The sequence below is a fragment of the Arthrobacter psychrochitiniphilus genome (assembly GCF_003185915.1).
GTDB classification, from domain to species: domain Bacteria; phylum Actinomycetota; class Actinomycetes; order Actinomycetales; family Micrococcaceae; genus Specibacter; species Specibacter psychrochitiniphilus.
This window is the reverse complement of the sequence record NZ_QHLZ01000003.1, coordinates 21,197-45,310: the sequence shown is the minus strand read 5'-3', so window position 1 is coordinate 45,310 and position 24,114 is coordinate 21,197. Positions and strand designations below refer to the sequence as shown.

Sequence of the window (24,114 nt, the reverse complement as noted above, 5' to 3'; positions counted from 1 at the left end):
GCATCAGGGGTAGAGCGTGTTTTCCTTTTCCACGAGGGTCAGGACATCGTAGCTGGCCACGATGTCGCCGTTTTGATTGTGCAGCACAGTGTCCCAACACACCTCACCGTAGTCATCGGTGACGCGCGGACTGATTTGCTTGGCCGTGAGGGTAACCCGAATGGAGTCCCCGGGCGCGACCGGTGTCAAAAAGCGCAGGTTCTCCAGACCATAGTTAGCCAGGACGGGCCCCGGCGCGGGCTCCACAAACAGCCCGGCAGCCCAAGACACCAACAAATAGCCGTGTGCCACGATGCCCGGGAAGAACGGGTTCTTCTGCGCAGCAACCGGGTCCGTGTGGGCGTAGAACGTGTCGCCGGTGGACTGGGCAAATGCCGTGATGTCCGCCAAGGTGACCTGCCTCAGCCCCGACGCGAATGCGTCTCCGATCCGCAACTCCGCGAGCGATTTCCGGAACGGGTGCACAGCACCTTCCATCCCGCCATACTCGGGGTCACCAGCAACAACACGATCAGCGCCTGCGTGCCACACCCCGGTCACGGCCGTGAGCATGTTCGGCGAACCCTGGATGGCGGTGCGTTGCATGTGGTGCATGACCGAACGGATGCCGCCCAGTTCCTCACCGCCGCCAGCTCTACCAGGCCCGCCGTGCACCAGGTGCGGAACCGGTGAACCATGCCCGGTTGAGCTGCGTGCATCCTCCCGGTTAAGCATCAGCACGCGGCCGTGGTGCCCGGCAATACCCGTCACCACGGACCGGGCAAAGTCGGGATCGTTTGTGCAGACGGTCGCCACGAGGGAGCCGGCCCCCAGCGCCGCGAGCCGGACCGCCTCGGAGGCGCCGCCGTCGTGCATGGAAAAACCCAGCACCCCGCACACCGGGCCGAATGCCTCCAGGGTGTGCACGGCGGGGGAATCGGGGTCGGCCCAGTCCAGCAGGACCGGGGACATGAACGCGCCCCCACCGGCAGAACCAACGTCAGGGGCATCGAGCGTCCCCCAGGCGAGCGTGCCCCCGGAGTGGAGCATGGTGTCGACGGCGGCGCGAACGGAGGAGAGCTGGTCGAGGGAGGCGAGCGCGCCCATCGTGACGCCTTCGGTGCGCGGGTCCCCCACCACCACGCGCCCGGCCAGCCGGGCACCGATCGCCTCAATCACTGCCGGTTTCAACTGCTCCGGGACGATGGCACGGCGCACTGCCGTACACTTTTGCCCGGCCTTGACGGTCATTTCCGTGACCACAGAGCGGATGAACGCATCAAATTCCGGGGTCCCCGGCACGGCGTCGGGCCCAAGGATGGCTGCGTTGAGCGAGTCCGTCTCGGCGTTGAAGCGGACCCCTCCGGCGGCCACGTTTGGGTGTGCGCGCAGCAAGTTGGCGGTACTGGCGGAACCGGTAAAGGAGACCATGTCGCGGTAGTCCAGCGCGTCCAGGATGCTGCGGGCCGGGCCGGACAGCAGTTGGAGCGAACCCGGGGGCAGTATCCCGGATTCCACCATCATGCGCACGCCAGCAACGGCCAGTTCCATGCTGGGGGTGGCTGGTTTCACCACGGTGGGCACGCCGGCAATGAACGCCGGTGCAAACTTTTCCAGCATGCCCCACACGGGGAAATTGAAGGCGTTGATCTGCACAGCCACGCCGGGGATGCGTGTGTAAATGTGCTCTCCGGCAAACGAGCCGTCCTTGCTGAGCACCTCCAGAGGCCCGTCCACAATGACGTTTGAGTTGGGCAGTTCACGCCGGCCCTTGGAGGAATACGTGAACAGCACGCCAATGCCGCCGTCAATATCCACCATGGAATCACCCCGTGTGGCGCCGGTCCTGGCGGAGATCTCATACAGTTCCTCACGCCGACCGTTGAGATATGTGGCCAGTTCGCGCAGCTTCAAGGCCCGCTGGTGGAGGGTCAACTTCCCGAGCTCAGCCTGCCCCGTTGTCCGCCCATAATGTACTGCAGCGCTCAGGTCTAGGCCTTCGGTTGACACCCGTCCCAGCACCTCCCCCGTACTGGCGTCCAACGCCTCGGTGCCGCCGGATCCTTCCGGTACCCACCATTTTTCCTGGACATAGCTGGGCATCATTTCAATTGTGGTGTTCATGGTGCATTCCTTCGCTCGATTTCGGGCTCAGTCCAGTCGAAAAATCCCTTGCCAGTTTTACGTCCCAACTCGCCACGGGCCACCTTGTCGCGCAAAATCTGCGGTGGCGCGAATCTCTCCCCCAACATCGCTGCCAAGTACTCGGCAATCTCCAATCGCACATCCAGGCCCACGATGTCCGTGGTGCGCAGCGGCCCGGTCTGGTGCCGGTATCCGAGCACCATGGCCGCGTCGATGTCCTCCGCCGAGGCCACGCCCTCCTCCAGCATGCGCATGGCCTCCAAGGCCAGCGCCACCCCCAGCCGAGAGGAGGCGAACCCAGGAGAATCACGGACGACGACGGCCGTCTTGCCGAGTGCCTCAACCCACCCTTTCGCCGTGGTCGCTAGTGCGGGTGCAGTTTGTTGGCCCAGCACCACCTCCACCAGCGACGAGGCAGGAACCGGGTTGAAGAAATGCAGACCCACGAAGTTCTCGGGGCGTTGCAGCCCCTCGGCGAGAACGTTGATGGATAGGGAGGAGGTATTGGAGGCCAGGTACGCCTGCGGTGCCAGCTGTTTTTCTACCATTTGCAGGGCGGAGTTTTTCGGGTTCAGCTCCTCAGGCACGGCCTCCACCACGAGGGCGCAGAGGGCAAAGTCTGTGGAACTGGTGGAGACGGTCAGACGGGCGAGGATTTCGTCAGCACTGCCACGTTCAGCAGTGGGTTCCGGGTTCCGTTCGAGCGAGCCAGCCACCGACTTCGCCACCCTCGCGCGGGCCACAGCTGCCGCCTCGGCGTTGCGCTCCACCACAACTACAGCGCAGCCAGCCATGAGGAACGCGTGTGCGATCCCTGCCCCCATGCGCCCACCGCCGAGCACCCCCACAAGCTGTGGAAGGACTGGGGAGTGCGATAGCGTTGGCGAAAATGGCCCCAAAGGTGGGATAGCGTCTGATTGGGGCGGGGTCATTTCGTTTTCCTTCGGTCTAGGAAGGCCTGCATGCGCTCAAACTTCGCCGGGGACTCAAATAGCTCCGCCTGCTCCTTGTTGTCCGCCTCCGGGTGCGCGTCGCGGGGCAGGTGGAACACGCGTTTGGTGGCCTGCAGCGCCAACGGGTCCTGAACGCAGATCCGGTCCGCGAGGGCGTGGGCCGCAGCCATGAGTCCGGCTGATTCCACGAGTTCGGTGATGAGTCCGGCACGCAGACAGCCCTCGCCAGTGAGGATGCGTCCGGCCAACAGCATTTCCTTCGCGACGGGCTCCCCCACGAGTTCCTTCAGCCGCCACGTAGCGCCGGCCGCGGCCATGATCCCCAGGCCTGCTTCCGGTTGGCCCATGCGCAGGGCTCGGGTGCCAATGCGGAAGTCGGCCGCGTAAGCCAGCTCGGCCCCGCCACCCAATGCGTACCCATCTAGGGCCGCAATGACGGGCAGGGGCAGGCGGGCAATCCGCTCAAACAGCCCGGAATTAATGCCGGCCAAGGCATCCTCCCGGCACCGCTCCTTCAGCTCGGCAATGTCCGCGCCGGAGGCAAAAACGCCCTTCGTGCCAGCGGCTTCATCCGCCGGGGTGCCGGAGAGGATGAGCACTTTGGGTTCCGCTTCCAGCATCGCGCAGACGGTGTTCAGCTCCGCCACCATGGCCGCATCAATCGCGTTGCGCACCTGCGGCCGGTTCAGCCGGACGGCAACACGGTCCGCAGACTCGGTGACCAGCAGCGTGGCGAAAGTTTTGGGCAGGAGGTGGTGCTCGGCGCGCTCCATCAGAGTCCCTCTACGAGCAGTGCGGCGCCTTGGCCCACGCCGACGCACATGGTGGCCAGACCCAGCCCGCCACGGGCTTCGCGTTCCAGCCGCCCCAACAGCGTGATGACAATGCGTGAGCCGGAGGAGCCCAGCGGGTGTCCCAGGGCGATGGCGCCGCCGTCAAGGTTGACGGTGCCGGGGTCCAGTCCGAGCTCGCGGATGCAGGCCAGGGACTGTGAGGCGAACGCTTCGTTGAGTTCGACGGCGGCGAGCTGGCTAACGCCGATCCCTTGCCGTTCGAGGAGCTTGCGGGTGGCTGCGACGGGGCCCATGCCCATGATTTCCGGGGCGAGCCCGGCCGTGGCGCCGCCGACGATGCGGGCGCGCGGGATCAGCCCGTACCGTTTTACGGCGGCTTCGGAGGCGACGAGGATGGCGGAGGCACCATCGTTCAGGGTGGAGGAGTTGCCGGCCGTGACCACAGTGCCGCCGCGTACCACCGGCCGGAGTCCGGCCAGGACGCTGGCGGTGGTGTCGGGGCGCGGGCCTTCGTCGTCAATGACCATGGTGTTGCCGTTGCGGCCGGGGACTGTGACGGGCACGATTTCGGCCGTGAAGTGGCCGGCGGCAATGGCTGCCAGGGCGCGTTCGTGGGAACGGAACGCGAAGGCGTCGCAGTCCTCGCGGCTGGTGTTGAACCGGCGGGCGACCTCCTCGGCGGTTTCGGTCATGGAGAACGTCATTTTGCCGTCGCGGGACAGCTCGCCGGAGAGGAAACGCGGGTTGGTGAAGCGCCAACCTATGGAGGTGTCGAAGCTGGCGCCGGGCTTGGCGAAAGCCTTCTCCGGTTTCGCCATGACCCAGGGCGCGCGGGACATGGATTCCACGCCGCCTGCCACAACTAAGTCCGCATCGCCGGCGCTGACCATGTTTCCGGCCAAGGTAATGGCACTCATGCCGGAGGCGCACAGCCGGTTGACTGTAATGCCGGGGACGGTGTCCGGGAAGCCTGCCAGCAACCATGCCATGCGGGCCACGTTGCGGTTTTCCTCCCCTGCCCCGTTGGCGTTGCCGAGGATCACCTCGTCCACGGCGGCCGGGTCGATCCCGGTGCGGGCGACGAGTTCCCCGACCACGAGAGCGGCGAGATCGTCGGGGCGAACGCTGGATAGCGCTCCCCCATAACGGCCCACGGGCGTGCGCACGCCATCCACCAGGAACGCCTGCGGCACCTTTTGTGACATGGCCACACCCTTCACGGATCACGTGGGTGTGCGGAACGGCGGGGGCCTTCCGCACGGCACGGCCAGCATCATTACCGACCGTTCGTTCTATAAATATTCCATGCGCCGGGCAGGCGGTCAACCATCCCGGCCTGAAGGATCTAGCGCAAGGCCGGGGAGTTGGCTGGGACCAGGACCTTGACGGCTTGCGGCAGTACCCCGATCTCCGCGGGCAGGGGTGCAACCAGCTCGCCGTCGGCGTAGACGTTGAGGGGCTTGCTGGCCTTGATGGTCACGGCGGCGCCCCGACTGAACGTGATGTTGCGCTGGCCCAGATGCGCGCCGCGGTAGGAGCGCAGGAAGGTGGCTGCCACGCCCAAAATTCCCGCCCGGCCCAGGGACACCACATCCAGCTGGCCATCGTCCACCTTGGCCTGCGGACAAATCCGCAACCCGCCGCCGTACTGGCCCACATTACCCACAGCTACGAACCAGCCGGGAAACACCGCCTGGCGCCCGTCCACGGACAGCGTGAACGTCACGTTTTTCCAGTCCAGGAACGCCTTGAGTCCGCCATAGAGGTAGACGAACGGGCCCAGGTTCAGACGCGCCGAGTTGCCATATTCGTTGGCCAGGCCGTCAAAGCCAACATTCGCCACACCAAGATACGGCCGCCCGTTCACGGTTCCCATGTCCAGGTCCCGGGTGACCAACCGGCCGAGGCTGCCAATGGCTTTTACCGGGTCCAAGGCCAGCCCAAGACGGCGCACGGTGTCATTGCCGCGGCCACCTGCCAACGGCAGCAACACGGCCCCCGACTCCTTGGCACCTGCGGCACTGGCACCCAGAAAGCCGTCGCCACCCAGCACCGCGACGATGCTGCCTGCTGCTGCGGCGCCGGCGTGTTCGGTGGCATCGGCCAGGTTCTCCGTGATGTGGACGGTGGGCGTGAATCCTGCGCCTTCCAAGGCTGCAACCGTGCGTGGCAGCAGCTTCATGCTGCGGCCGTGACCCGACGTCGGATTGACCAGAAGTAGGATGGGCCCGCCACTTATATCAGGACTCCCCGGCCTGCCACGTTGGGCACTCATTGCGCGCCTCCCCTACCGAAGGCCCCGGAGGCTGCCAGGGCAAGGATCTGCGCCACCCTCTCCCGCGCCTTGTCTGCGTCAGCGGGCACAAAAGCCAGCCGGGTGCGCCGCTCAAGTAGGTCTTCTACGGTGGCGGCGCCCTCGGCGAGCACTGCGAACAGGATTTCCGCACCGGTAATGTCGGTCCCTTCAAACAGGGGCTCGGCAAGGATGGTCTCCAGCAGCGCAAGCTCGTGGACCTCAACAGCTTCGGTGCCGTATTTCGCCACCAGCCGGGCTGGCACAGGGAGGTTCCGCAGCACTGTGGCCGGCGCCGCCCCTACCAGCGGCAGGGTTTTGGTGCGGCACTGCGCGCTGGAGCCGAGCCGTCCCACCACTGCATCCACCGCGTCTTGGGCCATGCGCCGGTACGTGGTCATTTTTCCGCCCACAATGGTGATGGGCATGCCCGGCTCGTTGCGGACCAGGTGGCGTCGGGAGATGTCGGAGGTGCCGTCAAACCCGTCACCATGAGCAGCCTCGGCCAGGGGCCGCAACCCGGCGAAGGTTCCCACAACGTCGTCGTGCGTCAGGGGCACCGCCAGGGTGGCATTGACAACGTCCAGGAGGAAGTCGACGTCGTGCGGCGGCACCAGCGGATGGTGTCCGTCCGCGCTGTGGTCTTCCTCATCGGTGAGCCCAATGTAGACCCGGCCGCCGGGTTCCGGGAGCACAAAGACGTAGCGGCCAAAGTGCCCCGGCACGGCCACAGTGTGCGCGGCGTGAGGCCGGCCGAGCCGCTCCGCCCGGACCACCAAGTGGGTGCCGCGGCTGGGCGTGACGGTCAGGCCGGGGTCAAAGTCGGCAGCCCACACACCCGTCGCGTTCACCACGGAACGGGCCCGGATGCGCAGGGGCGCACCGTTGCGCACATCGACGGCGTCGACGGTTTCCGCCGTCATGGCGGTTGCCTGGACGTCGCGCAGGATGTGCGCGCCAAGCCCGGCCGCAGTGCGTGCAACACCCAAAACCAGCCGGGCATCATCCACTACTTGGCCGTCCCAGTACAGGTAGCCGCGCCGCAACATGGCGACATCGAGGCCGGGAGCCAGCGCGGCAACAGCCTGGCTGGAAAGCAGCTGCGGGCGTGGCAGAACCTTGCTGCCCAATCCGGAAAGCCTGCGCAACACATCGTAAATAACTGTCCCAAAACCGGCCACCAACCCTTCCCAAACAGGGGCACTGCGGGCATCCGGGATGACAAAACCTAGTGGCCGAATCAGGTGCGGGGCAATGGTGGCCATGAGCCAGCGCCGCTCCCTTGCCGACTCCCAAGCCACGGGGAACTCCATTTTTGCCAGGTACCGCAGTCCGCCATGGACCAGTTTGGAGCTGTAGCCGCTGGTCCCAGATGCGAGGTCGCCGCTCTCAATCAGCGCCACGCTCAGGCCCCGACTCACCGCATCCAACGCCACGCCCGCCCCCGTGATGCCGCCGCCCACCACCGCCACATCCACCATGTTTTCGGCCACGTACGCCAGCGAGCTCTGCCTGGTGGTCTCGTTGATCCAGCTGGAGTTCGGCGTCATGATTGGCTGCCTTCGCCTGTGACGTTCGAGGGCGTGAGGTAGCGTTCCAGCATTTTCGTCAGCTCTGTGAGGGATTCCTCGAAGGCGCCCATCCGGAACAGGACCCGGCAGGACAGTGCGAGTCCCTGGACGGCGAGCAGAAGCATTGTGGCCGTGCCTTCTGCGGATTCAATGCTGCCGTCCCGGACACCGGAATCCAGCAGCTCATGCAGTTGGTCAAGGATGAGCTGCTGGCTGGCCCCAAGCCTGTCGGTGACGTAGGGGATCAGAAATTCCGGGTCACGTTCGGCTATGGAACCCAGCAGGTCGGAGGTGGCGAAGACCCGCACACTTTCCACGGCGAAGTGGACCAGCTGTTGGCGGCCGGTACCAGCCGGGGTTCCGGTCTGCACTGTTGAGGTGTAGGCCCGAAACTCCTGCGTCAGGGCCGCCAGCACTGCGTTCTCCACGGATCCCATGCGGCGGTAAAACGTCATGCGAGAGATGCCTGCGCGCTCGGCAATGTCGTTGGCCGTGGTGCGCCGCACCCCGTGCAGCACCACTGACTCCCTGATCGCGGCGATCAGCTTTTCATCCGGCATCTTTTCATCTACCGGCAAGATGGTACGTTGTGATGCCATGTGTCACACTGTATCCCATGGTGATCCACGTTACAGATGAAGTTCCCCGCTCTGTTTGGTATGGCTGGGGTGACCCCTCCAGGGGGAAACCACTGGGGTCGCACGCCTTGGAATTCCTGCGTCGCACACTCAAATTGGGCAGCGTCGCCCAGAATCACCCACCGGTGGAGCTGTCCGATGTGCGTGTTGGCCCTGTCACCTTGGCCGATGACGTACTGACGCAATTGCGGGCCATCACGGGAGCAGACCACGTTGCCACCGACGCCACCACCCGCATCCTGCACGCTGGCGGAAAGAGCACACCAGACCTGATCCGGCGCCGCAGCGGCGACGCGCTGGACGCTCCCGACGCCGTCGTCTTTCCCGGCACCGCCGAAGAAGTCCGCGCAGTCCTGGCCCTCTGTGTGCAGCGAAAACTGGCTGTTGTCACCTTTGGTGGCGGCACGTCCGTGGTGGGCGGCGTGGAACCGCTGCGGGGACGTTTTGCCGGCGTCATCACCGTAGACATGGCGCGCATGGACAAGCTGCTTCATGTGGATTCGTTGGCCCGGACGGCAACGTTTGAGGCCGGCATCCGCGGCCCGGCCATTGAGGCTGCGCTTGCCCCATATGGCATGACGCTGGGCCATTTTCCGCAGAGTCATCAGGAGGCGACGCTGGGCGGATACGTGGCCACCCGCTCCGCAGGCCAGGCCTCAACCGGTTACGGCCGCTCCAATGATCTGGTCAAGTCCGCGCATCTTGAAACACCTGCCGGTGCGTTCGACGCAGGCTCCCCGGCCCCCGGAACGGCCGCCGGCCCCAAGTTGCTGGATGTGGTGGTTGGCAGTGAAGGGACCTTGGGCGTCATCACGAGTGCCACGGTCAAGGTGGTGCCCGTGCCGGCGCAGAAGGTGTACGGATCATGGGCCTTTCCCTCTTTTGAGGCAGGTGCTGAGGCCCTGCGCAGGCTCAAGCACGACGGCGCACGAGGTGACATGCCGCATGTGTGCCGGTTGAGCGATACGGACGAAACGGCGTCGACCTTTAAGCTGGGCGGTTGGAAAACCGGGGCACTGGCACGTTATCTGGGCATTCGCGGGCAGAAGACACCGGCCATGGCGCTGTTCGTGTGGGAAGGTGACGCGCGGGAAAACAGGGCAGGCAAGCGGCGCAGCGCCAAGATCATGCGGGCCGCTGGCGGCATTTCCATGGGCCCGTTGCCTGGAAAGTCGTGGGAGCACGGGCGGTTCAGCGGCCCGTATCTGCGCGATGAGCTGCTCACGCGCGGCGTGTATGTGGAGACGCTGGAGACGGCGGCCACGTGGGGACTGCTAGCGGGAACGTACGCCAGTGTCAGGGCGGCCATCCTCGATTCCCTGCAGATAAACGGCGCCGCAGCGTACGTGCAGACCCACATTTCGCACGTCTATTCCGACGGCGCATCCCTGTACTTCACATTCCTGTCCGGTCTGGAAGCGGATGGTCTGGCCCAGAACGCGCGGGTGAAGGCGGCGGCGTCGGGAGCCATTGTTGCCGCCGGCGCCACCATTACCCACCACCACGCCGTCGGAATAGACCACGCACCGTACATGGGTGCCGAGATCGGGGCGTTGGGCATCAAGGTGCTGGCTGGCATCAAGAACACCCTGGATCCCGAAGGCATCATGAACCCCGGCAAGCTGATTCCCCCTACCACCGCACCTCCCGTCACCACCTCCCCCACCACAAAGGAAACCCCATGAGCAACACCCTCGAAAACCTTTCCGGGCAGACCATCCTGATCACTGGCGCCGCCATGGGAATGGGCAAAATGTACGCCCACCTGGCCGTGGCGGACCACGCCGCGCATGTTGTGTTGTGGGACATCAATGCTCAGATGCTGGAGCACGCCGCAGCGGAAATGCGCGGGCGCGGGGCTGAAATTCACGCCTACGCGGTGGATGTCAGCAAGCTCGAAGACATTGAGGCGGCCGCACAGAAGGTGCGGGATGAGGTGGGCACCCCGGACGTCCTGATCAACAATGCCGGCATTGTGCGTGGCAAGTACTTTTGGGAGCACGACCAGCGCGCAGACATTGTCGCCACCATGTCCATCAACACCCTGGCCCTGATGCACATCACCCGAGAATTCCTGCCGGAGATGATTGCCGGAGGCAGGGAGTCGCGGATTGTCAACGTCGCCTCAGCCGCGGGGCTGCTGGCCAATCCCCGGATGAGTGTCTATTCCTCCTCCAAGTGGGCCGTGATTGGTTGGAGCGATTCCCTGCGGCTGGAGCTGAAGCAGGCCGGCCACAACCAGATCAAGGTCACCACATTCTGCCCCTCCTACATCAAAACAGGCATGTTCGAAGGTGCCCGCGGGCCACTGTTCACCCCTCTCATGGAACCGGCAGCTGTCACGGAGCGCGTGTGGCGGGCCATGAAGGAAGGCACGCCCATGCTCATGATGCCTTGGACCGTGAAGTTGAGCACGGCCCTGCGTGGAGTGCTGCCGATCGCGGCATGGGACGTGGTGGCCGGACGCGTTTTTGGCGTCTACAAGTCAATGGAGCATTTCACGGGCCGCAAATAACTCCCGGCGCTCTGCTGTTGGCTGACACCCCGCCGCATTTCATGCCTCCCTCTATAGAGTGGATTCCATGACTCTTGCTGATGTGAATACTGCGCCCGATTCGTCTCCCACACCCCCGGTTGCCAAGAAGGTTCCCGTGGAGCGCACCCACCACGGCGATACTTTTGTGGATAACTACGAATGGCTGCGGGAGAAGGAAAACCCGGATGTGGTGGCGCACCTGAACGCCGAGCAGGCGTACACGGACGCCGTCACGGCCGGTCAGGAGCAGTTGCGCACGGACATCTTCAACGAGATCAAGAACCGTACCCAGGAAACCGACCTGTCGGTGCCCAGCCGCAAGGACGGCTGGTGGTACTACTCGCGCATGGTTGAGGGTCAGTCCTATGGCATCCAGTGCCGGGTGAAGGCCGAAAGTAACGGCACTCTTGAGGATTGGACCCCGCCGCTGGTGGAGCCGGGCGTTCCGGTGGATGGCGAGGAAATCTTGCTGGACGGCAACGCAGAAGCGGAGGGCCAGCCCTTCTTCTCTCTTGGCGGCGCCGCCGTGACCCGCGACGGGAACCTGTACGCCTACGCTGTGGACAATGCAGGAGACGAGCTGTTCACCATTCGCATCAAGGATCTGCGCACCGGGGAACTGTTGAGCGAAACCATTGAGAACGCCTTCTACGGATTGGCTTTCTCCCCCGATGGGCGCACCCTCTTTTACGTACTTGCCGATGATTCATGGCGTCCGCACCAGATCAAAACCCACGTCCTGGGCACACCGGTAGAGAGCGATCAGATCCTCTACCAGGAGGACGATGTGGCCATGTGGACCGGGTTTGGCCTCTCCGCTGACCGCCGCCACCTCATGATCAGCATCGGCTGCTCCGAATTCAGCGAGACCCGCCTGCTGGACTTCGCCGCCCCGGAAAAGGGCCTACAGGTGCTTATCCCCCGCAGTGCCGAGATCCTGTACGACGCCGAACCTTTCCTTTTAGACGGCACCGAAAAGGTCCTTCTCACCCATGACCGTGACGCCGTGAACTCCATGATTTCCGTGGTTGACGCCGCGGAGTTCAGTAAGCCTGTGGAGGAACAAACGTGGGCCACGGTGGTTGCCCACGATGACGCCGTTCGCATCAACGGGGCCACAGTCACCGCCACCCATATGGTGGTCTCACTGCGCAAGGACACCATTGAGCGTATTCAGGTGACCGCGCTGGAAGGGTTGGGAACGCCCGGCCAGAGTGCCGCCGTCGAACCTGTCTTTGACGAGGAGCTGTACACCGCGGGCATGGGTGGGAGCGAGTATGAATCCCCCGTCATCCGGCTGGTCTACACTTCCGATTTCACCCCGCCGCGCGTCTACGATTACGTGCTGCCCGCCGCGGGTGCCGAGGGTGAGCTGCTGCTGCGCAAGGAAACTCCGGTGCTGGGCGGCTACCGATCCGAGGATTACCTGGCCACGCGTGAGTGGGCCACTGCCAGCGACGGCACACTGGTTCCGCTGTCCGTGCTGCGCCGCGCGGACCTGACCCGGGACGGTTCAGCCGCCGGAGTGGTGTACGGCTACGGTTCGTATGAGGTCAGCATGGATCCCGGCTTCGGTGTGCCGCGGCTGTCGCTGTTGGACCGCGGCGTGGTGTTTGTCATTGCGCACGTGCGCGGCGGCGGCGAGATGGGCCGGCACTGGTACGAGGACGGCAAGAAGCTAAACAAGAAGAACACCTTCAGTGACTTTGTGGCAGCGACCGATTGGCTGGCAGCGTCCGGCTGGGTAGATCCGGCGCGGATTGGCGCCATGGGCGGCTCGGCCGGCGGGCTGCTCATGGGCGCCGTGGCGAACCTGGCCCCGGAAAAGTATGCGGCCATTGTGGCGCAGGTGCCTTTTGTGGATGCCTTGACCACTATTTTGGATCCGGAACTGCCCCTGTCAGCACTGGAGTGGGAGGAATGGGGCAACCCCATCACGGACCCCAACGTGTACAAGTACATGAAGGACTACACGCCGTACGAGAACGTGCGCCCCGTGGCTTACCCCAAGATCGCGGCCGTCACCAGCTTCAATGACACCCGTGTGCTGTACGTGGAACCAGCCAAGTGGGTGCAGGAACTGCGTGCCGTTTCCACCGGCTCGGCGCCGATTGTCATGAAGATTGAGATGGATGGCGGCCACGGCGGGGCATCGGGCCGCTACGAGGGCTGGAAGACCCGGGCCTGGGACTACGCGTTCCTGGCCGACGCGATCGGCGCCACGGAACTGCGCTAAACCGGGGAACTTACGCTAAACCGGGCCGGGCACACAAAGGACGGTGTTCGCGGGTAAAGACGGCGGCCTACCACCGTCTTTACCCGCGAACACCGTCCTTATCCGTTAACGCCGCCCGAACCGGCGGCACCGAATCGGCCTTGGTTAGAAGACTGCGGTGAGCGGGTTCCACCCGTTTCCCACTTGGGCCTTGGGCAGCCAGCCACCAGCACCATTTCCCGGATACAGCCACAAACCACCCACAGCATCCCGCTCCAACACATCCGCACGGCCATCACCATTGAAATCCCCCGGACTCAACAACGCCGTAAACACGCCCCACCCGTTTCCCACCCGCACCCTGGTTGCGAAGCCACCGCGCCCGTCGCCGTCATAGGACCACAGCTTCCCGGCTGTGTCGCGGGCCAGGATGTCTGAGGTGCCGTTGCCGTTGAAGTCACCGGGAGTGAACATCGCGTTGTAAATGTTCCAGCCCCCACCAACACGCACCTTGGGCAGCCAACCACCAGCACCATTGCCCGGATACAACCACAAAATCCCCGCAGCATCCCGCGCCAACACATCCGCACGGCCGTCACCCTTGAAGTCCCCCGGACTCAACAACGCCGTAAACACGCCCCACCCATTCCCCACTTGCACCCGGGTTGCGAAGCCGCCGCGCCCGTTGCCGTCATAGAACCACAGCTTCCCGGCGGCGTCGCGGGCCAGGATGTCCGAGGTGCCGTTGCCGTTGAAGTCACCGGGAGTGAACATGTTGTTGTAAATGTTCCACCCCCCACCAACACGCACCTTGGGCAACCAGCCACCAGCACCATTGCCCGGATACAACCACAAAATCCCCGCAGCATCCCGGGCCAGCACATCTCCCAACCCGTCGCCATTGAAGTCGGTCAGGTAGTTCGTTGCCCCATTGCCAAACGCACTGGGAATTGTGGCGGCCTTGAGTTGGAGCACCTTCAAGGCTGCCGCGTTGATCACTGCGGCAAAGGACGGACTGGCCTTCGCCAGGTTGAATACGGCGCCGTACATGGCGGGGATGCTGGCGGGGTTGGCACACAGGAGCATGGTGCCGCCTGCGTTGAAGAAGCTGGTTGCCCGGGTGGCGAGCGACCACGGTGGCAGCTGTACCGCGTTGCAAAGGTCATCGGAGATGATCACGCCGTTGAAGCCGATGTTTCGGCGCAACATGGTCTCCATGATGGTCGCCGAAAACGGGCCGATATGGTTGGGGTCGATCTTGTCGTAGTAGGCACTGGAAATCATGACCATGCCAATACCGGCGTTGACGGCCGCCTGGAACGGCTGCAGATAAGCATCGTTGATGGTGGTGAGCATGTCATGGACATTGCCCGTCACATCGGTGTTGGCCGTGACTCGACCGAGCCCAGGGAAGTGCTTTGCCGCAGTGACGAGACCGGCCTGTGCCATGCCGTTGTTGAAGGCTAGCCCGTGGCTGGAAACTGTTTGTGGCGCATATCCGTATTCACGTTCGTAGTAACCGATGGGGGCGTTGGAGGGGGCAAACGCGGCGCTCGGCACAGTGTCAAGCACGGGCGCTAGGTTCAGGTTCAGCCCGGCCGCCGCCAATTGCCGGCCCCACGCCAAGGAATTGGCCTGTAGGGTGGCCGGCGCCTGGGTTCCTTGGGACAGTGCTGTGGGGATTGTTGAGAACCCCGGCCCGCTCAGGACCTGGACATAGCCGCCCTCCTGGTCGGTGCCCACGAGCAATTTGACGCTGCCCGTGGAGCTAGGGGAAACCTTACTGGTCATGGCCCTGACCACGCCTGCCGTTGTTGTAGTTCCCGTAGCACTGCGGCCGGAGAGGTACACATTTCCCACATGGTTGGCGGAAATCTCTGAAAGGGTAGCTGCGGAAGCTCCCGTGGCACTGGCGGAGACCATGAAGATTTGGCCGATGCGCTGTTGCATCGTCAGGTGGGCTAGTTGCACCGACGGCGACACTGTTGTGGTGAGCGCAGCTGTTGTGGTGAGCGCAGCCGTCGTGCTTGGCAAGGACACGGCAACGGTGGCTTCTCCCGGGGCGGGGCCGGCACCGAAGGAAGCGACGAGGGCTGCGGCAGTTGCACAGCGGGCCAGTCTGCTGACAATGATTCGCATGGTTCACGCGGCTTAGGGTGGCAATACTGGGTTGCGTTTAACCTTACGGCCTTGGCCGCAATTCCACCATGGTCACTATGTGCGTACACTTCACACCATGACCATGGTGGAACAGCCGCTGACGCGTAGAACCGTAGCCGGATACGCGATCGGCTCCCTCGGTACAGGAGGATTCTCCACCCTTCCGGGCCTGGTGTTGATTTACTACATGACGGACACCTTGGGCATTGCTGCCATTGCGGCTGGACTCCTTGTGACAGCGGCCAAGGTGTGGGATGTCATCATCGATCCCATCATTGGCGCCAAGTCTGATTATTCCCTTGCGGTCACCGGTTCAAGGCGCCGCTTCATGGTTCTAGGCGGGCTGCTACTGCCACTCTTCTTTTTCTTGACCTTCGCTGTCCCAGCCGGGATGGGCCCCGGGCTGGCCGGTGTGTGGGTGCTGCTTGCCTTCATGGCGACGGCAACTGCATTTAGCCTGTTCCAGGTCCCCTACATTGCTCTGCCAGCTGAGCTAACTTCCAGTTACGATCAGCGGACCCGGCTACTTACTGTCCGCGTGGTGGTCTTATCGCTCGCCATTTTGTTGTTCGGAGCGGGCGGGCCGGCGTTGCGTTCTCTGGGAGGAGACAATGAGCCCGTGGGCTATCTGCTCATGGCGGCGGTTGCTGGCGTGCTCATTGGATTTTTCATGCTGCTCTCCTCACGAGTGGCCCCACAGGGAATCCAGCGTCGTGGCAAATATGGCCAGTTGGGCGCATCTAGCCAATCTGGCAGTATTGCCAGCAACTACAGGGATGGCTTCGCAGCTCTCAAACGTAGCCCGGCTTTCCGCTCCCTCCTCTTCTGCTTTGCGCTGCAAGGGTTGGCCACTGGCAGCATGCTGGCCGGTGCCCAATATGTGGCCACGTGGGTGCTGAAGAACGAGTCGGCAGTGACAATCCTGTTCATCGCCCTGATTGGCCCGGCTCTACTCTTCGCCCCACTCTGGCGTCTGCTTGCGGGCCGGATAGGAAAAGAACGGTCCTTTAACTACGCCAGCATCATGTTTGGCCTGGCCGCGCTGGTAATGGTGGGTTTACTGGCGGCGCCCGGCGAGTGGATCTATCTGCCCGTAGCCCTAGCTGGTGCCGGTTACGCGGGAATGCAGTCCCTGCCCATGTCAATGCTCCCCGATGTCATCTCCCATGATGGGCAAAAACATGGGGAGGGCTCGGCAGGGATCTTCGGTGGTGTCTGGACTGCAGGAGAAACCACAGGCATGGCCTTGGGGGCCACCGTTCTGACGGCGGTGCTTACTGCCAGTGGCTATGTTCAATCTGTAGCCGGTGAAACAGTGGCCCAGAGCCCCGCCGCAATCAACGGCATCATCCTCAGCTTTAGTCTGGTCCCGGCGCTGTTAGTTGTTGCCAGCTTGCTGGTATTCCGCCGCTACCCACTGCGTCAGCAGGACATTGATGCGGGCCAGAACATCTCAACAACACCCCGTAGGGAAGGAACCTCATGATCCAGTTCGCCGCCACCGCTGAAGAAATCCTCCATGAGCTGGCCACCCTGCGTGCCGCCGACGCCCCCACTCACGGCGGTAAGGTCCTCTCCTATGTGTACGATTCAGGGCTGGCGGCCCTCGACGATCTTGCGGCGGCAGCCATGCTCGCCGTTCAGCCACTCAACGGTCTGGACCCCACCACGTTCACCTCGGTGGCCGCCATGGAGCGCGACGTCATCGCCTTCACGCGCGAGTTGTTGGGCGGTGATGAGGACGTTGTTGGCACCGTGACCAGCGGCGGGACGGAAAGTTGCATGCTGGCGGTCAAAACGGCGCGGGAGAACTTTCGCGGGCAAGGAGCCCCGCGGCTGTTGGCCCCGGCGTCAGTGCATGCCGCCTTCCACAAGGCCGCACACTACTTTGGGCTGACCCTTGAGCTGGTCCCTGTCGGCCCAGACGGCAGAGCCGATGCCGCCGCTATGATCGCTGCCATGGTTCCTGGTGTGGCCCTGGTTGTCATCTCAGCCCCCTCCTATCCGCACGCCATACTAGATCCGGTCACTGAGATCGCTGCAGCCGCGCAGGCCAAGGGTATAGACCTTCATGTTGATGCCTGCATTGGCGGGCTGGTGCTGCCGTTCTGGCCGGATCTTCCCGCCTGGGATTTGGCCGTTCCCGGCGTCACGAGCATTTCCGCGGATCTGCACAAGTACGGTTACGCCCCCAAGGGCGCCTCTGTGCTGCTGACACGCGGCCGGGACCGGCAGCGGGCCCAGTACTTTGCGAGCACATCCTGGCCCGGCTACCCCGTAGTGAACCCCACCCTGCTCGGATCAAAGTCCGCTGCGCCGCTGGCCGCCGCCTGGGCAATTATCAAGTTCTTGGGCACCGCCGGCTTTGCGGAGTTGGCAACGTCCTGCCACCGCTCCACGGGGGCACTGCTGGAAACGGTGGCGGGCATTGAGGGGTTGGCGGTGGTGGGAAACCCTACCGGCCCGCTCTTTGCCGTGGCTGTTGATGAGGGTGTTCCGGAAGCAGGGCGGATCGATCCGCATCATTGGGCGGACCGGCTAAAAAGTTACGGGTTCACAGCCCAGTTACAACCAGCTTTCATCCAAAGCGATGGCTCGGTTCTGCCCAGGACAACGCACCTGACCATCACGCCCGTCACGGAGTCCCGCCTGCCGGAGCTTCAACAGGCCATGATCCAAGCCGGTACCGATGTTCGGGGGGTGCCCGGAATCGATCCTCAGCGGGTGCTGGGCCCGGCCGATGGACCCATGGCTGCACTGTTGGCAGGCGCAGCGCAGTTCCCCCGGAATTCCGCCACCGCCCGGCAAATTCTAGGTGCTATGGGGCTGAACGGTGGCGGACTGCCAAGCGCCATGGCCCCGGTGCTGGCACTGGTGGAAGCCTTGCCCAGTGGCGTCACAGAATGGCTCCTCACCGAACTGCTGGCCGAGCTTCTGGAACCCTAAGCAACAGGCCCTGCCGCCCGTTTAGTCCCTGCTATTCCCCGCGGACCACGGCGGCTGTTGCCTCCGCGATCGCCTGCTCTTCATCGGTGGGCACCACCAGGACCGGAATGAGTGAATCCGGGGCGCTAACAACCCGGGGCTCCCTAGAACGCACCAGGTTCGCGGCGCCGTCGAGCTTCACCCCCAGGGCACTCAAGCGGGAGACCACCAGTGCACGGAAGTCTGCGGAGTTCTCCCCAATGCCCGCGGTGAACACCAACGCCTGAGCCCCTCCCACCGCCACGTGGTAGCCGCCAATGTACTTCGCCAACCGGTAGGAGGCTATTTCCAAGGCCAGCGTGGCCCGGGCATTACCTGCGTTGGCCGCATCAACAATGGCCCGCATGTCATTATCGCCAAAGAGCGCCTTGAGCCCCGATTCCTTGTTCAGCATGGTGTCAATATCCTGCGCTGACATGCCCTGACGTTGCAGGAAAATGAGGATGGACGGGTCCACGTCGCCGCTGCGGGTACCCATAACCAGGCCCTCCAGTGGAGTGAATCCCATGGACGTGTCAATGCTGGCTCCACCCTGGATGGCGGTGAGCGAAACACCGTTGCCCAGGTGAGCTACCACTGCGTTGAACGCGTGCACGGGCACACCCAGCAGTTCGGCGGCACGGCCCGTCACAAACTGGTGGGAGGTGCCATGGAAGCCATAACGCCGGATTCCGTATTGGCGGTACAACTCATCCGGGATCGCGTAACGCCAGGCGTGCTCAGGCAGCGTGCGGTGGAAAGCAGTGTCAAAAACAGCCACCTGCGGCATGTGCGGCCACTTGGCTGCGATGGCCCGGATACCCAGCACGTTCGCGGGGTTGTGCAGGGGTGCCAACGGATTCAACCGCTCAATGGAACGGGTAATTTCATTGTTGATCAACACCGGCTCGCTGAAACGCTCCCCGCCGTGCACCACTCGATGCCCCACGGCATCCAGCGGCCTTTGCGCCAGCTCATCTTCTAACGCAGCCGCTACCTGATCCATCGCCTCGCCGTGATCCGCGGGCCCGCCGGCACCTTCTCCAATACGGTCAATCAGCCCGTTGGCCGCCACCTCATTGGTGTCTGTATCCCGCACCTGATACTTCAAGGAGGAGGATCCGGAATTGATCACGAGCACTCGCATTAGAAATCCTTCACTTGGCTGGTTTGGGCCTGGATGGCGGTGATGGCTACAGTATTCACAATGTCTTCCACCGTGCAGCCGCGGGAGAGATCGTTGATGGGCTTGTTCAACCCCTGCAAAACGGGTCCCACGGCAACAGCACCTGCAGACTGCTGCACCGCCTTATAGGTGTTATTGCCGGTGTTCAGGTCAGGGAAGATGAACACCGTGGCCTGCCCTGCCACTGCTGAGGCCGGCAACTTGGAGGCGGCAATGGAGACATCCACGGCGGCGTCGTACTGAATGGGGCCCTCAATGGCCAGATCCGGGCGGGCAGCTCGGGCCAGTTCCGTGGCGCGGCGAACCGCGTCCACAGCCTCGCCGGAGCCAGATCCGCCGGTGGAATAGGAGAGCATGGCAATGCGCGGCTCCACCCCGAATTGGGCGGCTGTGGCCGCAGACGCAATGGCAATGTCCGCCAGCTGTTCCTCATTGGGCTCCGGGTTGACGGCACAATCGCCATACACCAGCACCCTGTCTGCGAGCAGCATCAAAAATACGGAGGAGACAATCTTTGCGCCGGGACGGGTCTTGACGAACTCCAGTGCCGGGCGGATTGTGTTGGCCGTGGTGTGGGCCGCGCCGGAAACCATACCGTCTACGTGGCCCAGCTGAACCATCATGGTGCCAAAGTAGGAGCCGTCCAGCATGACCTCCCGCGCGTGGGCCAAGTCAATACCCTTATGGGCGCGCAGCCGGTGGTATTCAACAGCGAAGGCCTCCCGTAACGGGGAGAGCGCCGGGTCAACAATGTTAATCCCGTTCAGGTCAATGCCGTGGGAGGCAGCCAGTTCCTCCACCGCACTGACAGAGCCCAGAACCGTCAACTCGCAGACATCCCGGCGGTGCAAAATCTCGGCGGCCGCCAGCACCCTTGAATCATTGCCTTCCGGGAGCACCACGTGTTTACGTTCGCTGCGCGCCCGCTCAATGAGTTCGTGTAAGAACCGCAGCGGGGTCATGGTGGCCGGACGGGGCAAGGTAAGGCGTTCTAATAGTTCGCTCTCATCCACGCTGCGGGCCCATGCGCCCATGGCGGCAGCCACCTTCCGCCGTTGACCCGTAGTGATTTCACTGCGCACTTCACTCACTTCTTGAGCGGCACGGAAGGTATCGCCGTCGTGCGCAAAAACAGGGAAGGGGGCGTGGGCAAGGAACGTTAGAACATGAGGATCCGGGGCCAGCCCACCCGTCAGAATCATGCCACTGGGCACCGGGAATTCAGGGGAAAATGCGGAGGCCAGCGTGGCCACCATGACATCGGCGCGGTCCCCCGGGACAATTACCAGATCATTGGCTTGGAGCTGACTGAGGAAATTCCCCACGGTCATGGCGGCCACCTTGATGGCGTGGACGTCACGGTCCAGCTCAGAACTGCCAGCCATTTGGCGTAAAGAAAGGGCAGCGGCCACCTCCCCCACTGTGGGCCGGGAAATTTCGTCAATCTCGGGGATGGCATAGACGGGGCGGTGGCTGTGGCCCGGACGGATAGCTGCAGCAATTGCTTCCATATTTGCCGGATCGGCCCGGTTGACCATCATGGCCAGCAGTGAGCAGTTCACTGAGGCTAGTTCTTTGCGGGCCACGTCAACGGCGTCAGCAACCTCTGCTGCTGCCAAGCCGCGGGCACCAACCACGGCCAGCATGGGCAGGCCCAAATTGTTGGCCAGGCGGGCGTTGAGATCAAATTCCACAGCCGCATCCTGACCGGTGAGATCAGTACCTTCAACAATGATGACATCCGCGTTCTTGGCAATCTCGGAGAAAATCTCCACGGCGCGAGCATCTATTTCCTCGCGTTTGCCGGCGGCCAGCAGCATGCGTGCCTCTGAGCTGCTCATTCCGGCGCGGCACACCTCTGGGCTCAACCCATAGATGCGGCGCAGCATGGCCACGGTGGGATCGGATTCGGGGTCCGCTGCGGAGGTGATGGGCCGGAAAAAACCGATCCTGTCCGCCCGCCTGTGCAAGGCATCAGCCAAGCCCAGAGACACTAACGTTTTTCCGGATCCAGGAGTGGTTGCACTGACATAAATTCCACGGGCCATGGTCATTTTCCGCCTTTCACGGGTATCTCCCAATCCAAGCACTCTCCAGTGACTTCTGAGGCAAATTGCGGCACGAATCACCCCGCTATTTGCCAGAAGTAAGCAAAGTTCAGTGCCCCCTTTAGAGTGGAGGCATGGATGGAATGAGCGATCTGCTTTTTTGCCGTACGTCCGGAACCCTCAGCGTGATAGTGGTGTCCTTGAACGTGCTGAGCGTGGCCGTGATGTGTGCTGCTTTGGCGCTTCTGGGCCGGCGGAACCAGCTGGGTTGGTGGCTGGTTGCGGCAGGTTTCATCTGCGCAAGCGCAGCAGCTTTGATCAACAATGTGAGCTCCGCAGGTGGTTCTACAGTGGTACTGGCTCTGACTTTGATCAGCCTTGTTATTACCCTGGTGTTGACTGCGGGTGTGGGAGTTTACGGCCTCCTCATGTTCCAAAAATTTCCGCCGGCTAACTCAATGATCCGAGACTTCACGTTGCGGCGCTTTGCAACCTCGGATCTGTTGTTCCCGCTACTCGTGGCGATCCTCTATACGGGCGTATCGCTGCTAGCCACCTTGAGTATTTTCCTCAGATTTTCAGCCAGCACGCCACCCGTTGGAGTGCTGGGCATCCTGGCGTTGAACGGATTCTTGTTTGGTTTGCTGCCAGCGGGACTGCTGGGCCTGGCACAGCGGTCCCGATGGGGCTGGTTCTTGATTGCGGCGGCCTCGCTGACCGGAATTGTGGGCACAACGCTCTCCGCCGGTGGTTCGGTGCTGATCTTCCTATTCTTGGCGCAAGGACTCCTGGCGTTGTACGGCTGGGGCCGTTGGGGCTCAATTCCTAAGAGCAGCTGATGCGTTGTTGATCCGCCCCTGGCCGAACGGCAACCACGGTGCCCGGTAGTAAAAGGGTCCGTCAGCTCCAGGGCGCAGAACAAAGCTCGCTTCTCCGTACTTCCACAACCGGTTGAATAAGAACACTGTGACTGTGAGCTCCTGTGCCTCAGGGACTTTCCAATTCCGGGTACCCCACTGGGCGGGTTGAGCGTCTCCACTGACCACCACCGTGGGCCTGGGATACCAGCCCAGCTTCGGCTTGCTGAGGGTCATTTCAAAACGGCGCGTTGCTTTCGGGATGTGACTCACGCCTGCCAGCTTATCCCCGTAGTCCTGTTCAGGGGGCAAAGACGCACCTCGCCAGAGCACCACCGCAGGAGGTCTGGGTGCCAAGAGACCGCACTGGATGCTCTACTCTTCAGGAATGAACAACGCAGCGCAACAGATCACAAATGCCGCGTCCACTTGGTGGAACGCGGTACTGGCAGGCTTCACCCGCACGGATCCTTTAAGTGTCCCTGCCGGAATCCTGCTCGGCATTGTGGCCGTTGCCGTCATTGTGAGTATCCCGCGGGTAACGTGGCGCTGGTTTGGGCTCTATGTGACGTTTGTGCACGAGCTTGGCCACGCCTTTGCAGCACTCATGACGGGGCGCGTGGTGCACGGGCTCAAGATTGGACTGGACCATTCCGGCCAGCTGGTGAGCAGCGGACGGCGCGGTTTCAGTGCCACCTGGTCAGGTTTCTGGGGTTATCCGGCCCCGGCAGTAGTTGGGCTGGCACTGGTTTGGTCTGTTTCTGCTGGCTGGGCCGGTGCTGCAGCCTCCATCGGCGCCCTGATCCTGTTGGTGGCGTTGTTGTTTTTGCGCAATTTCACGGGGATTGTAGTGGCGTTACTGAGTGCTGGCATAGCCCAAACCCTTGTCATGTTCGCGGATGCGCGGACTGTCAGCTGGGCTGTTTTGGTACTGGGAATAGCCCTGGGCGTGGGCTCCGTGCGCGACTTCTTTAAGGTGGCAGCCGTCCATACGCGCCGCCGCACTCAGCTTGCCAGCTCCGATGCCTACCTTCTGGCTCAGGCGACAGGCGCGCCGTCGTTCATTTGGCTCAGTGGATTTGCGGCGGTGATTGCAGGGTCCGCCGCGGTCTCGGCATGGCTGGTGTGGGGAATGCTGGCCCGCTAGCCGCGCGCAGTCACCCGGCACTGGAGACTGTGTAGTGGAGATGCACGACGCCGTTGCCAAAGGCGCGCTGGCCCAGCAGTTCCAGCCGGGTTGCGTAATTAGGCGGCAGCATGGCTTTGCCCCCTCCAACAACAATGGGTGAGAGGAACATGTGGATCTCATCAACCAGCCCCGCCCGCAATGCGTGGGCGGCAAGGTTAGCTCCGCCTACGGAGATGTCCATGGACGAGCCGGCCTTGAGCGTGCGGATGGCCTCCGGATCAAAGGTGCGCTCCAGGCGGGTCCGTTCCGTATTCACGCTTTCAAGCGTTGCGGAGAAAACAACTTTGTCCGTTCCGTGCCAGATTTCGGCGTATTCTTGCATCACGGAATTTTGTTCCGGCTGGTGGTAGATCTGCTCCCACACCTTCATGGTTTCGTAGAGGCGGCGCCCGTAAAGGTAGGTGCCAATGCCTCGTTCTAACTCATTGACATAGCCATGGACCTCCTCATCTGGCATGGCCCACGTGAAACTGCCTTCGCGGTCCTCGAGGTAGCCGTCCAGTGACGTTAATGTGGCGTAAATGAGCTTGGCCATGGCGCGGGTCTCCTGCCGGAACGTGACTGTGTTTTTCTCAAGTATTCACGG

Annotated in this window: 19 protein-coding genes; 7 read left to right on the top strand and 12 right to left on the bottom strand. The window is 63.0% G+C overall.

Annotation, left to right across the window (positions count from 1 at the left end; genetic code table 11):
- Nucleotides 1-3: 3 nt before the first annotated feature.
- The 7 genes from paaZ to CVS29_RS05715 form a co-directional block, all read right to left on the bottom strand.
- Nucleotides 4-2,103, bottom strand: a complete 2,100-nt coding sequence (gene paaZ / locus CVS29_RS05745) for a phenylacetic acid degradation bifunctional protein PaaZ (RefSeq protein WP_110105398.1) — start codon at nucleotides 2,101-2,103, stop codon at nucleotides 4-6.
- Nucleotides 2,100-3,056: a 3-hydroxyacyl-CoA dehydrogenase family protein gene (locus tag CVS29_RS05740; protein WP_110105397.1), complete on the bottom strand. Its 957-nt coding sequence runs from the start codon at nucleotides 3,054-3,056 to the stop codon at nucleotides 2,100-2,102. Before CVS29_RS05740 ends, paaZ begins: the two co-directional genes overlap by 4 nt.
- The gene (locus tag CVS29_RS05735) at nucleotides 3,053-3,850 is read right to left on the bottom strand and encodes an enoyl-CoA hydratase/isomerase family protein (protein WP_110105396.1); all 798 of its coding nucleotides are present in this window, start codon (nucleotides 3,848-3,850) and stop codon (nucleotides 3,053-3,055) included. The genes CVS29_RS05740 and CVS29_RS05735 overlap by 4 nt, the downstream gene beginning before the upstream one ends.
- Nucleotides 3,850-5,064, bottom strand: a complete 1,215-nt coding sequence (locus CVS29_RS05730) for a thiolase family protein (protein WP_179442567.1) — start codon at nucleotides 5,062-5,064, stop codon at nucleotides 3,850-3,852. The genes CVS29_RS05735 and CVS29_RS05730 overlap by 1 nt, the downstream gene beginning before the upstream one ends.
- Nucleotides 5,065-5,216: 152 nt before the next feature.
- Nucleotides 5,217-6,146, bottom strand: coding sequence for a diacylglycerol/lipid kinase family protein (locus CVS29_RS05725; RefSeq protein WP_110105394.1), 930 nt, complete (start codon nucleotides 6,144-6,146; stop codon nucleotides 5,217-5,219).
- The gene (locus CVS29_RS05720) at nucleotides 6,143-7,714 is read right to left on the bottom strand and encodes a glycerol-3-phosphate dehydrogenase/oxidase (protein WP_110105393.1); all 1,572 of its coding nucleotides are present in this window, start codon (nucleotides 7,712-7,714) and stop codon (nucleotides 6,143-6,145) included. The genes CVS29_RS05725 and CVS29_RS05720 overlap by 4 nt, the downstream gene beginning before the upstream one ends.
- On the bottom strand, nucleotides 7,711-8,334 hold the full coding sequence (locus CVS29_RS05715; protein ID WP_110105392.1) for a TetR/AcrR family transcriptional regulator: 624 nt from the start codon (nucleotides 8,332-8,334) through the stop codon (nucleotides 7,711-7,713). The genes CVS29_RS05720 and CVS29_RS05715 overlap by 4 nt, the downstream gene beginning before the upstream one ends.
- 17 nt (nucleotides 8,335-8,351) lie before the next feature.
- Here CVS29_RS05715 and CVS29_RS05710 point away from each other — a divergent pair, with 17 nt between their 5' ends.
- The 3 genes from CVS29_RS05710 (at nucleotide 8,352) to CVS29_RS05700 (ending at nucleotide 13,145) form a co-directional block, all read left to right on the top strand.
- The gene (locus CVS29_RS05710; protein WP_110105391.1) at nucleotides 8,352-10,058 is read left to right on the top strand and encodes an FAD-binding oxidoreductase; all 1,707 of its coding nucleotides are present in this window, start codon (nucleotides 8,352-8,354) and stop codon (nucleotides 10,056-10,058) included.
- Entirely contained in the window at nucleotides 10,055-10,888 is an 834-nt protein-coding gene (locus CVS29_RS05705; RefSeq protein ID WP_110105390.1) for an SDR family oxidoreductase, read from the top strand. The genes CVS29_RS05710 and CVS29_RS05705 overlap by 4 nt, the downstream gene beginning before the upstream one ends.
- Before the next feature lie 67 nt (nucleotides 10,889-10,955).
- A complete protein-coding gene (locus CVS29_RS05700) occupies nucleotides 10,956-13,145 on the top strand; it encodes a S9 family peptidase (RefSeq protein ID WP_110105389.1) in 2,190 nt (729 codons plus the stop codon).
- Nucleotides 13,146-13,289: 144 nt separating this feature from the next.
- Here CVS29_RS05700 and CVS29_RS18810 read toward each other — a convergent pair whose 3' ends face one another.
- Nucleotides 13,290-15,263, bottom strand: coding sequence for a glycoside hydrolase family 3 N-terminal domain-containing protein (locus CVS29_RS18810; protein ID WP_245932087.1), 1,974 nt, complete (start codon nucleotides 15,261-15,263; stop codon nucleotides 13,290-13,292).
- A 97-nt stretch (nucleotides 15,264-15,360) separates the two neighbouring features.
- Here CVS29_RS18810 and CVS29_RS05690 point away from each other — a divergent pair, with 97 nt between their 5' ends.
- Nucleotides 15,361-16,770 (top strand): MFS transporter, encoded by a 1,410-nt coding sequence (locus CVS29_RS05690; protein ID WP_110105388.1) that lies wholly within the window; start codon nucleotides 15,361-15,363, stop codon nucleotides 16,768-16,770.
- Complete coding sequence (locus tag CVS29_RS05685; protein ID WP_110105387.1) at nucleotides 16,767-18,230, top strand: pyridoxal phosphate-dependent decarboxylase family protein; 1,464 nt, start codon at nucleotides 16,767-16,769, stop codon at nucleotides 18,228-18,230. Before CVS29_RS05690 ends, CVS29_RS05685 begins: the two co-directional genes overlap by 4 nt.
- 31 nt (nucleotides 18,231-18,261) lie before the next feature.
- Here CVS29_RS05685 and CVS29_RS05680 read toward each other — a convergent pair whose 3' ends face one another.
- The gene (locus tag CVS29_RS05680) at nucleotides 18,262-19,395 is read right to left on the bottom strand and encodes an acetate/propionate family kinase (protein ID WP_110105386.1); all 1,134 of its coding nucleotides are present in this window, start codon (nucleotides 19,393-19,395) and stop codon (nucleotides 18,262-18,264) included.
- Entirely contained in the window at nucleotides 19,395-21,482 is a 2,088-nt protein-coding gene (gene pta, locus CVS29_RS05675; protein ID WP_110105648.1) for a phosphate acetyltransferase, read from the bottom strand. Before pta ends, CVS29_RS05680 begins: the two co-directional genes overlap by 1 nt.
- 134 nt (nucleotides 21,483-21,616) lie before the next feature.
- On the opposite strand from pta, the gene CVS29_RS05670 reads away from it, so the two are divergent.
- Nucleotides 21,617-22,321, top strand: coding sequence for a hypothetical protein (locus tag CVS29_RS05670; protein WP_110105385.1), 705 nt, complete (start codon nucleotides 21,617-21,619; stop codon nucleotides 22,319-22,321).
- Here CVS29_RS05670 and CVS29_RS18180 read toward each other — a convergent pair.
- Nucleotides 22,301-22,651 carry a hypothetical protein gene (locus CVS29_RS18180; RefSeq protein ID WP_146212997.1) on the bottom strand — a complete coding sequence of 117 codons (351 nt, stop codon included), beginning with the start codon at nucleotides 22,649-22,651 and terminating at the stop codon, nucleotides 22,301-22,303. The genes CVS29_RS05670 and CVS29_RS18180 overlap by 21 nt on opposite strands.
- A 76-nt stretch (nucleotides 22,652-22,727) precedes the next feature.
- Here CVS29_RS18180 and CVS29_RS05665 point away from each other — a divergent pair, with 76 nt between their 5' ends.
- Nucleotides 22,728-23,486, top strand: a complete 759-nt coding sequence (locus CVS29_RS05665; protein WP_110105647.1) for a M50 family metallopeptidase — start codon at nucleotides 22,728-22,730, stop codon at nucleotides 23,484-23,486.
- A gap of 10 nt (nucleotides 23,487-23,496) precedes the next feature.
- On the opposite strand, the gene CVS29_RS05660 is transcribed toward CVS29_RS05665, so the two are convergent.
- Nucleotides 23,497-24,063 carry a dihydrofolate reductase family protein gene (locus tag CVS29_RS05660; protein ID WP_110105384.1) on the bottom strand — a complete coding sequence of 189 codons (567 nt, stop codon included), beginning with the start codon at nucleotides 24,061-24,063 and terminating at the stop codon, nucleotides 23,497-23,499.
- Nucleotides 24,064-24,114 lie beyond the last annotated feature (51 nt).

What these genes read in the sequence shown, in the direction of transcription:
- paaZ (WP_110105398.1), bottom strand. Translation starts at nt 2,103, where the DNA reads ATGAACACCACAATTGAAATGATGCCCAGCTATGTCCAGGAAAAATGG.
- CVS29_RS05740 (WP_110105397.1), bottom strand. Translation starts at nt 3,056, where the DNA reads ATGACCCCGCCCCAATCAGACGCTATCCCACCTTTGGGGCCATTTTCG.
- CVS29_RS05735 (WP_110105396.1), bottom strand. Translation starts at nt 3,850, where the DNA reads ATGGAGCGCGCCGAGCACCACCTCCTGCCCAAAACTTTCGCCACGCTG.
- CVS29_RS05725 (WP_110105394.1), bottom strand. Translation starts at nt 6,146, where the DNA reads ATGAGTGCCCAACGTGGCAGGCCGGGGAGTCCTGATATAAGTGGCGGG.
- CVS29_RS05720 (WP_110105393.1), bottom strand. Translation starts at nt 7,714, where the DNA reads ATGACGCCGAACTCCAGCTGGATCAACGAGACCACCAGGCAGAGCTCG.
- CVS29_RS05715 (WP_110105392.1), bottom strand. Translation starts at nt 8,334, where the DNA reads ATGGCATCACAACGTACCATCTTGCCGGTAGATGAAAAGATGCCGGAT.
- CVS29_RS05710 (WP_110105391.1), top strand. Translation starts at nt 8,352, where the DNA reads ATGGTGATCCACGTTACAGATGAAGTTCCCCGCTCTGTTTGGTATGGC.
- CVS29_RS05705 (WP_110105390.1), top strand. Translation starts at nt 10,055, where the DNA reads ATGAGCAACACCCTCGAAAACCTTTCCGGGCAGACCATCCTGATCACT.
- CVS29_RS05700 (WP_110105389.1), top strand. Translation starts at nt 10,956, where the DNA reads ATGACTCTTGCTGATGTGAATACTGCGCCCGATTCGTCTCCCACACCC.
- CVS29_RS18810 (WP_245932087.1), bottom strand. Translation starts at nt 15,263, where the DNA reads ATGCGAATCATTGTCAGCAGACTGGCCCGCTGTGCAACTGCCGCAGCC.
- CVS29_RS05690 (WP_110105388.1), top strand. Translation starts at nt 15,361, where the DNA reads ATGACCATGGTGGAACAGCCGCTGACGCGTAGAACCGTAGCCGGATAC.
- CVS29_RS05685 (WP_110105387.1), top strand. Translation starts at nt 16,767, where the DNA reads ATGATCCAGTTCGCCGCCACCGCTGAAGAAATCCTCCATGAGCTGGCC.
- CVS29_RS05680 (WP_110105386.1), bottom strand. Translation starts at nt 19,395, where the DNA reads ATGCGAGTGCTCGTGATCAATTCCGGATCCTCCTCCTTGAAGTATCAG.
- pta (WP_110105648.1), bottom strand. Translation starts at nt 21,482, where the DNA reads ATGGCCCGTGGAATTTATGTCAGTGCAACCACTCCTGGATCCGGAAAA.
- CVS29_RS05670 (WP_110105385.1), top strand. Translation starts at nt 21,617, where the DNA reads ATGGATGGAATGAGCGATCTGCTTTTTTGCCGTACGTCCGGAACCCTC.
- CVS29_RS05665 (WP_110105647.1), top strand. Translation starts at nt 22,728, where the DNA reads ATGAACAACGCAGCGCAACAGATCACAAATGCCGCGTCCACTTGGTGG.
- CVS29_RS05660 (WP_110105384.1), bottom strand. Translation starts at nt 24,063, where the DNA reads ATGGCCAAGCTCATTTACGCCACATTAACGTCACTGGACGGCTACCTC.